Genomic DNA, 6,793 nt, shown 5'->3' with positions numbered 1-6,793 from the left:
AGGGTATAACTAAGAATTGACGCACCGAAATACGCACTTTTTTGTTGCTAATTGGTGCATAAAATGGGGGTTTGGCACCAAAACAAAAGCCTGCAATCATTTGATTTGCAGGCTTTTAGCTGTTTTTAACATGGTTATTCGCGGAGAAGGAGAGATTCGAACTCTCGATACACTTTTGGCGTATACACACTTTCCAGGCGTGCTCTTTCGACCACTCAGACACTTCTCCGTGTTTTTGAGGACTGCAAAAATAGGATATTCTACCGTTATATCGCACCAAAAAGCAATTCATTTTTAGGCTTTAAACTATTGCGCGTTTTTTGACGTATTAAAAATGCAATATTGTGCCCTGCAGCTATAGGGTTATTGATTTTTAACTTATGTTTGCTACGTATTCCAGTTGGGATAACGTCCATTTTTTAAAGAACTGTTGCGTTTTTAAATGCTGAGCATCGACGAGATCAAGAGACCTATTGCCGCAGAGATTGATGTTTTTGAACAAAAATTCAAAAAATCAATGCATAGTACCGTTCCCCTGCTTGATCGTATCACCCATTATATTGTAAAGCGTAAGGGGAAGCAAATACGGCCCATGTTCGTTTTTTTGTCGGCAAGTTTATGTGGTGGTATTAATGAGTCTACCCATCGTGGGGCCGCATTGGTTGAGTTATTGCATACTGCTACTTTGGTACACGATGACGTGGTTGATAACTCATATCAACGCCGCGGTTTTTTCTCTATCAATGCTTTATGGAAAAATAAGATTGCCGTTTTAGTCGGCGATTTTCTGTTGAGTAAAGGTTTATTGCTTTCTATCGAAAACAATGATTTTAATTTATTAAAGATCGTATCCGAAGCCGTGAGGCAAATGAGCGAGGGCGAGCTGTTACAGATAGAAAAGGTACGCCGGATGGATATTGACGAGCCGATTTATTATGATGTGATCCGCCAGAAAACGGCTTCGTTAATTGCATCGTGTTGCGCCTGTGGTGCGGCATCGTCGGGCGCAGATGATGTTACTGTAGAGAAAATGAGGTTGTTTGGTGAGAAAATAGGCATCGCTTTCCAGATAAAGGATGACATGTTTGATTTTGGCACGGATGATGTTGGTAAACCATTAGGTATCGACATTAAAGAGAAAAAGATAACGCTGCCTTTAATTTATGCTTTGGCTAATACCACGTCTGCAGAAAAAAAGCGCATCATTAATCTGGTAAAAAATCATAATGACGATGCCATTAAAATTGCCGAGATCATCCGGTTTGTAAAAGATGCTGGTGGTTTACAATATGCAGAAAGTCAGATGAAAGTTTATCAGGACGAGGCGTTCGAAATACTATATACTTTCCCGGATGGGGAGTCGCGACGGTCATTAGAACAATTGGTTCGTTATACCACTGAGAGAAATAAATAGTAATGACCCACGAAGTTGAATTTATTATAGGCTTTATTGTATTTGTGATAGCGATGCTGGCTATCGACCTGGGCTTATTCTCAAAAAAGGACGAGGCTGTATCCGTAAAGCGCGCTGCAATCATGAGCTTGATCTGGATCAGCTTTGCATTAATATTTTACGGCATACTGTTAAAGTTTGGTGATACCTTGCATGCCATAAAAACCTTTGATGATTTAAAAGCGGTTAACATTGCCCATTTCCATCATCTCAATTTAAACCCTGCCGATTTTGCCGGGGGCCTTGATCTGTATCGTAGCAACATCGCGTTGGAGTTTATTACCGGGTATGTGGTAGAGTATGCTCTTTCGGTAGATAATATATTTGTTATTGTATTGGTATTTACCGCTTTTAAGGTTAGCCCAAAACATTATCACAAAGTTTTATTTTGGGGAATCATCGGCGCTGTTTTGATGCGCTTTGCGTTCATTTTTGTGGGAGCCGCGCTTATTACCAGGTTTGAATGGATACTTTATATATTTGGCGCGTTCCTGGTTTATACAGGGATCATGATGTTTGTTAACCGCAATAAGGAAGATGAGATCGATACCGAAAACCACCCTGTAGTTAAATTAGCCTCAAAATATTTTGCCGTTCACCCTAAATTTGAGGGCGATAAATTTTTCGTAAAAAAGGGCAAAAAAAGCTTGATAACACCTTTGTTTTTAGTGCTGTTGATCATCGAATTTACCGATCTGATATTTGCTGTAGATTCAATCCCGGCCGTATTCTCGATTACTAAAGATCCTTATTTGGTGTTTTTCTCAAACATATTCGCCATACTGGGTTTACGTTCCATGTTCTTTTTGCTGATCAATATTTTAGATAGATTCCATTATCTGAAGATTGGATTGGCTGCGCTGCTGGCATTTATTGGCGCCAAAATGCTGGCCAGCCATTATGCAGAAGAGATTGGTTTAACCACAACAAAATCGTTGATCTTATATTATTGATATTGGGAGTGAGTGTGGTGGCATCGCTGATATTCCCTAAAGAAGAGACAAAACCAGCACATTAAGGATTTTATTAGGTTGGCTGTTACCAAATACCGCTAAACTTATTAACTTCGTTCAATGCAATTGCACGATCTCAGCTCATTTAATTTTACTTTTTTTGATGTGCTTGATATAGTGATAGTGGCTATCATTATATACCAGCTTTATAATCTGATCAGGGGTACTATAGCGGCTAATATTTTTATTGGTTTGGCTATTATATACTTGATGTATTTCACAGTGCAAAAGCTGCACATGTCTTTGCTCACTAAAATACTGGAGAATTTTATGAATGTGGGCCTATTGGCACTCATTGTAGTTTTTCAGCAAGAGATACGTCGTTTTTTATTGCTGGTTGGAAAAAACGCGTCGCTGCAACGAAATAAGGCATGGTGGCGGTATTTTTTTGGTAAAAACGAAGTTGAAAAGAATAACCTTGCCCGTATAAAACCTATTATTGATGCATGTAAAAGCTTAAAGCAAACCCATACGGGCGCTCTTATTGTTTTTGCAAAATATTACGATGAACAGTTTTTTCAGAACAGTTGCGAGGTTGTTGATGCCAAAATATCCAAACGATTGCTCGAAAGTATCTTCCAAAAAACAAGCCCCTTGCATGATGGCGCCGTTGTTATTGCCGAAAATAAAATTAAAGCCGCCAGTTGTATTTTGCCCCTTACAGATAATACAGATTTACCGCCCCAATTTGGCTTGCGTCATAGAGCTGGTATAGGCGTATCAGAGGCTAATGATGCAACAGCGATCATCATCTCGGAAGAAACCGGTGAACTCTCGTACGCCAAACATGGCCGGGTAAAAATGAACATCGGCTTTGCAGAATTGGAAAAATTGCTGAATAAAGATTTTTAGTCGGATAGCCATCATTTAATTTCTGTTCACCATGCGAAAACGAACGTTCGCGTAATAGTTGCCTGTGTAAGCTGATAGTTGTACAATTATAGGCTACTAATAGCTATTTTGCATCACCTAAACCTTAATTCAGTCAAAATGCAGGTCAGCATGAAATATAGCCAATGTTTCTGTTGATCTGCTTTGTTTAGTTCGTTTTTAGTATTGTGTATTAACAAAAAAGCTCCCGTAAAATACGAGAGCTTTTTTTTGAAAGGGTATGGGATAATTAAGCCTTTTTTAACTCATCAATTACAGCTGCTACATATTGGGCTTGTTCTGTTTGCTTTGTAGCTTCTTTTTGAGTTTTAAGCTCTTCCAGTTGTTTAGTGATAATGGAAATACCAAATTGTTTAAAGCGTTTACCAACTGCTTTAATATCATCTACTGAAGCTTTAAACGCGTTGATATTGTTAACACGGCTCAGTATTTTTATATAGTCAGCCAGCATACCAAATTTAGCTTGTGCCGTAGCATTTTTAAAAGCATTGCTAATAAATGCCAATTCGGCATCACCACCGTTTGTACCATAAACTTTAATTATAGCATCCGTTAACGGGCCTGATGTATCGTGCTCCAGGTTCTTAGCTATTTTTAGCGCATCAGCAGGGGCAAGGCCAGCTATACCGTTTAATGATGCAGCCTGCATTGCGTATGATTGGCTGTTAATGTTCTGTTTAAATAAAGACAAATTACCGGCATCGTTCAATTTAGCTAGCGAATTCAAAGCAGCCGCTCTGGCTAAAGTTTTTTCATCGTTTTTGGCAATATTTAACAATATGGGAACTGAGGTGGCTCTTATATCGGCATTACTTAAGTCAAGTGTTTTAATGGCCTTGATACGCAGGTTAAAGTATTTATCTTTTAAAGCGGCAAGTAATAGTTTTTGAGCTGCCTTATTATCTTGTTGTTTGGCAGCAGCGTCAATAGCTTCAAACCTGTCTAAGTATAAGGGCGCGTTAAAATATTGAAATACCAATTGATCAAATGTTTTGTTATCGGTTTTACGCGCCAGTAATATTTTATCGCCATCCACATTTACCAGATCTGGGGCCGATGCTACTTTAAAGGTCAAGGTATCGGCCATGCTCCTCATCCAAACTTTATGGCGTTCTTTTTTCCCGCCGGCATAAATATCTATCGCCATAGGTAAAATGAAATTATCGCCTTTTTGAGTTTGGGTTAAGTAAACTGTTTCGGTTTTATTGGCTTCATCCCATTTATAATCTATTTTTAATTCGGGGTGACCGGGCGAGTAATACCATTGGTTAAAATACCAGTTCAGGTCTTGTCCGCTTGCTTCTTCAAATGCTAAACGTAGTTGCTGAGCCTCGCCGTTTTTGAAAGCGTTTTGAGTTAGGTAAATATGTAAACCTTTAAAAAAGGAGTCCTCGCCTAAATAGTTACGGAGCATGTTCAATACGCGGCCACCTTTTTGGTAGCTTACATCATCAAACATATCTTCTTTATCGGCATAGTGAAACCTTACCAGTGTTTTGGCGGCATTCCTTGGCCTGTTTAAATATCTTAACATGGCCTGGTAATTCTGCTCGTCGCCGGCATCTTTACCGTGTTTATGTTCAAACCACAGGGTTTCGCTAAAATCGGCGAAGGATTCGTTTACGGTTAAATTACTCCAGCTTTCGGCGGTAACGTAATCGCCAAACCATTGGTGAAATAGTTCGTGAACAATATCAATTTCGCTTTCTGGTTTACCATCAACCAGTTCGCGGCGGGTAGCTTGTACTTGAGAACCGTGTAAAGTTGCAGTAGTATTCTCCATTGCACCACTTACATAATCGCGAACTACAATTTGTGAATACTTATTCCAGGGATAATCAACGCCCAATTTTTTAGAATAGAACTCCATTACCTCGGGTGTAAAACCGAAGATATCTTTAGCGTATGGTGCATATTTGGGTTCAAGGTAATAGCTTACCTCTTTGTTGCGCCACTTATCTTTATAGATCTTAAAATTGCCAACAGCCATCATAAACAAATAAGGGGAGTGTGGTAATTCCATTTTCCAGGTATCGGTACGGGTGCCATCGGTATTTACCTTTTGGGATGCCAGGCGACCGTTACTTAACGTGACATATTTAGCCGGAACAGTCATGGCTATTTCTTCGGTAGTTTTTTGGTTGGTACGGTCGATGGTAGGGAACCAGGCCGATGAACTTTCGGTTTCGCCCTGTGTCCATATCTGGGTAGGTTTATCTTTAACTGCACCATCAGCATTGATAAAATATAAACCTTTGGCTCCGGTGATGGCCGCGCTACCTTTCAATTTTAATTCATCGGGTTTTGATGTGTAATTGATGAACACGGTATAGCTTTCGGTATTAAGGTATTTTTTATCCAGGGTAATAGCCAGCGTCAAACTATCATAAGTGAATTTTAATGGAACCAGTTTGCCGGCTTTAACCATAGCTATGGTTTTGATATCCATACCCTTGGCATCTAACCTTAACGAATCGGTAGGGTACATGTGTGGTTTAATGGTAACCCATTCTTTACCATATAGGTAATGCTTTTTATAATCAAAGCGTACATCGAGCTTGGTGTGGATCAGATCATTGATCTTGGTGGCGCTTGCGCGATATATTTTTAAAGCAGGATCATCAGGTTGAGGTTGTTGCCGTTGGGCTAAGAGTGTAGCTGTTGCGCATAGGGCAATAGCCGGAGTAAAAAGCAGGGTGAGTAGCCTGGTTTTGTTCATTGAGGTCAGTTTAAATAAAATATAGGCTGCGAAGGTAAAGTTAACCTGCATAAAAACAAATGCATAAAAAAAGTATGGCACATATGTACCATACTTTTTACAAAACTTGTTAAGCTTTTAGCAATATTGTTCAAACGCGCCGATCAGGTTATCAGCTATCATTTGTGCAGGGCGGCCCTCAATTTGGTGACGCTCAATAATATGAACCAATTTACCATCTTTAAACAAAGCCATTGATGGTGATGACGGAGGGTAAGGCAACATATAGTTACGTGCCGCGTCAACAGCATCTTTTTCCATGCCGGCAAATACGGTAACAAATTTATCGGGGTGCTTTTCGCTTTGGGTGGCCATTTTAGCCGCCGGGCGGGCATTAGCTGCCGCGCAACCGCAAACAGAGTTTACCATTACAAATACAGTACCTTCTGATTCAATAGCTTGCTTTACTGCATCAGCATCTTTTAATTCCTGGAAACCAACTTTGGTTAAATCTTCCCGCATAGGGGCTACTAAATATTCCGGAGACATAATTTCTTTTTTCTAACTATACAAAAGTAACAATGATTACGGTTAAAAATGTTATCATTTTGAATAATAACATTTTGCTGACTATCTCCGTATAAGCCTTCCGAACGAAAACTACAAGTCAACACAATTTGGATAAATAGTTGTCGTTTAGTATTTTTACCATTCGCCTAAATTTATTTTGGCGTGTGT

Annotated in this window: 6 protein-coding genes and 1 tRNA gene; 3 read left to right on the top strand and 4 right to left on the bottom strand. The window is 39.5% G+C overall.

Annotation, left to right across the window (positions count from 1 at the left end):
* Positions 1 to 141 precede the first annotated feature (141 nt).
* Positions 142 to 229: transfer RNA gene (locus ABIN91_RS01965), tRNA-Ser, on the bottom strand.
* Positions 230 to 266: 37 nt separating this feature from the next.
* Positions 267 to 416: a hypothetical protein gene (locus tag ABIN91_RS01960; RefSeq protein ID WP_348047887.1), complete on the bottom strand. Its 150-nt coding sequence runs from the start codon at positions 414 to 416 to the stop codon at positions 267 to 269.
* Between the two features lie 26 nt (positions 417 to 442).
* On the opposite strand from ABIN91_RS01960, the gene ABIN91_RS01955 reads away from it, so the two are divergent.
* The 3 genes from ABIN91_RS01955 (at position 443) to cdaA (ending at position 3,318) form a co-directional block, all read left to right on the top strand.
* On the top strand, positions 443 to 1,414 hold the full coding sequence (locus ABIN91_RS01955; RefSeq protein WP_348047885.1) for a polyprenyl synthetase family protein: 972 nt from the start codon (positions 443 to 445) through the stop codon (positions 1,412 to 1,414).
* A 2-nt stretch (positions 1,415 to 1,416) separates the two neighbouring features.
* The gene (locus ABIN91_RS01950) at positions 1,417 to 2,406 is read left to right on the top strand and encodes a TerC/Alx family metal homeostasis membrane protein (RefSeq protein ID WP_348047883.1); all 990 of its coding nucleotides are present in this window, start codon (positions 1,417 to 1,419) and stop codon (positions 2,404 to 2,406) included.
* A 120-nt stretch (positions 2,407 to 2,526) separates the two neighbouring features.
* The gene (cdaA, locus tag ABIN91_RS01945; protein ID WP_348047881.1) at positions 2,527 to 3,318 is read left to right on the top strand and encodes a diadenylate cyclase CdaA; all 792 of its coding nucleotides are present in this window, start codon (positions 2,527 to 2,529) and stop codon (positions 3,316 to 3,318) included.
* 268 nt (positions 3,319 to 3,586) lie between these two features.
* Here cdaA and ABIN91_RS01940 read toward each other — a convergent pair whose 3' ends face one another.
* Positions 3,587 to 6,076 carry a M1 family metallopeptidase gene (locus ABIN91_RS01940; protein ID WP_348047879.1) on the bottom strand — a complete coding sequence of 830 codons (2,490 nt, stop codon included), beginning with the start codon at positions 6,074 to 6,076 and terminating at the stop codon, positions 3,587 to 3,589.
* Between the two features lie 117 nt (positions 6,077 to 6,193).
* Complete coding sequence (locus ABIN91_RS01935; RefSeq protein WP_348047877.1) at positions 6,194 to 6,604, bottom strand: BrxA/BrxB family bacilliredoxin; 411 nt, start codon at positions 6,602 to 6,604, stop codon at positions 6,194 to 6,196.
* Positions 6,605 to 6,793 lie beyond the last annotated feature (189 nt).

This window comes from Mucilaginibacter sp., from assembly GCF_039921305.1.
Classification (GTDB): domain Bacteria; phylum Bacteroidota; class Bacteroidia; order Sphingobacteriales; family Sphingobacteriaceae; genus Mucilaginibacter.
This window is presented reverse-complemented; position numbering and strand designations above follow the sequence as displayed.

What these genes read in the sequence shown, in the direction of transcription:
- ABIN91_RS01960 (WP_348047887.1), bottom strand. Translation starts at nt 416, where the DNA reads ATGGACGTTATCCCAACTGGAATACGTAGCAAACATAAGTTAAAAATC.
- ABIN91_RS01955 (WP_348047885.1), top strand. Translation starts at nt 443, where the DNA reads ATGCTGAGCATCGACGAGATCAAGAGACCTATTGCCGCAGAGATTGAT.
- ABIN91_RS01935 (WP_348047877.1), bottom strand. Translation starts at nt 6,604, where the DNA reads ATGTCTCCGGAATATTTAGTAGCCCCTATGCGGGAAGATTTAACCAAA.
- ABIN91_RS01950 (WP_348047883.1), top strand. Translation starts at nt 1,417, where the DNA reads ATGACCCACGAAGTTGAATTTATTATAGGCTTTATTGTATTTGTGATA.
- cdaA (WP_348047881.1), top strand. Translation starts at nt 2,527, where the DNA reads ATGCAATTGCACGATCTCAGCTCATTTAATTTTACTTTTTTTGATGTG.
- ABIN91_RS01940 (WP_348047879.1), bottom strand. Translation starts at nt 6,076, where the DNA reads ATGAACAAAACCAGGCTACTCACCCTGCTTTTTACTCCGGCTATTGCC.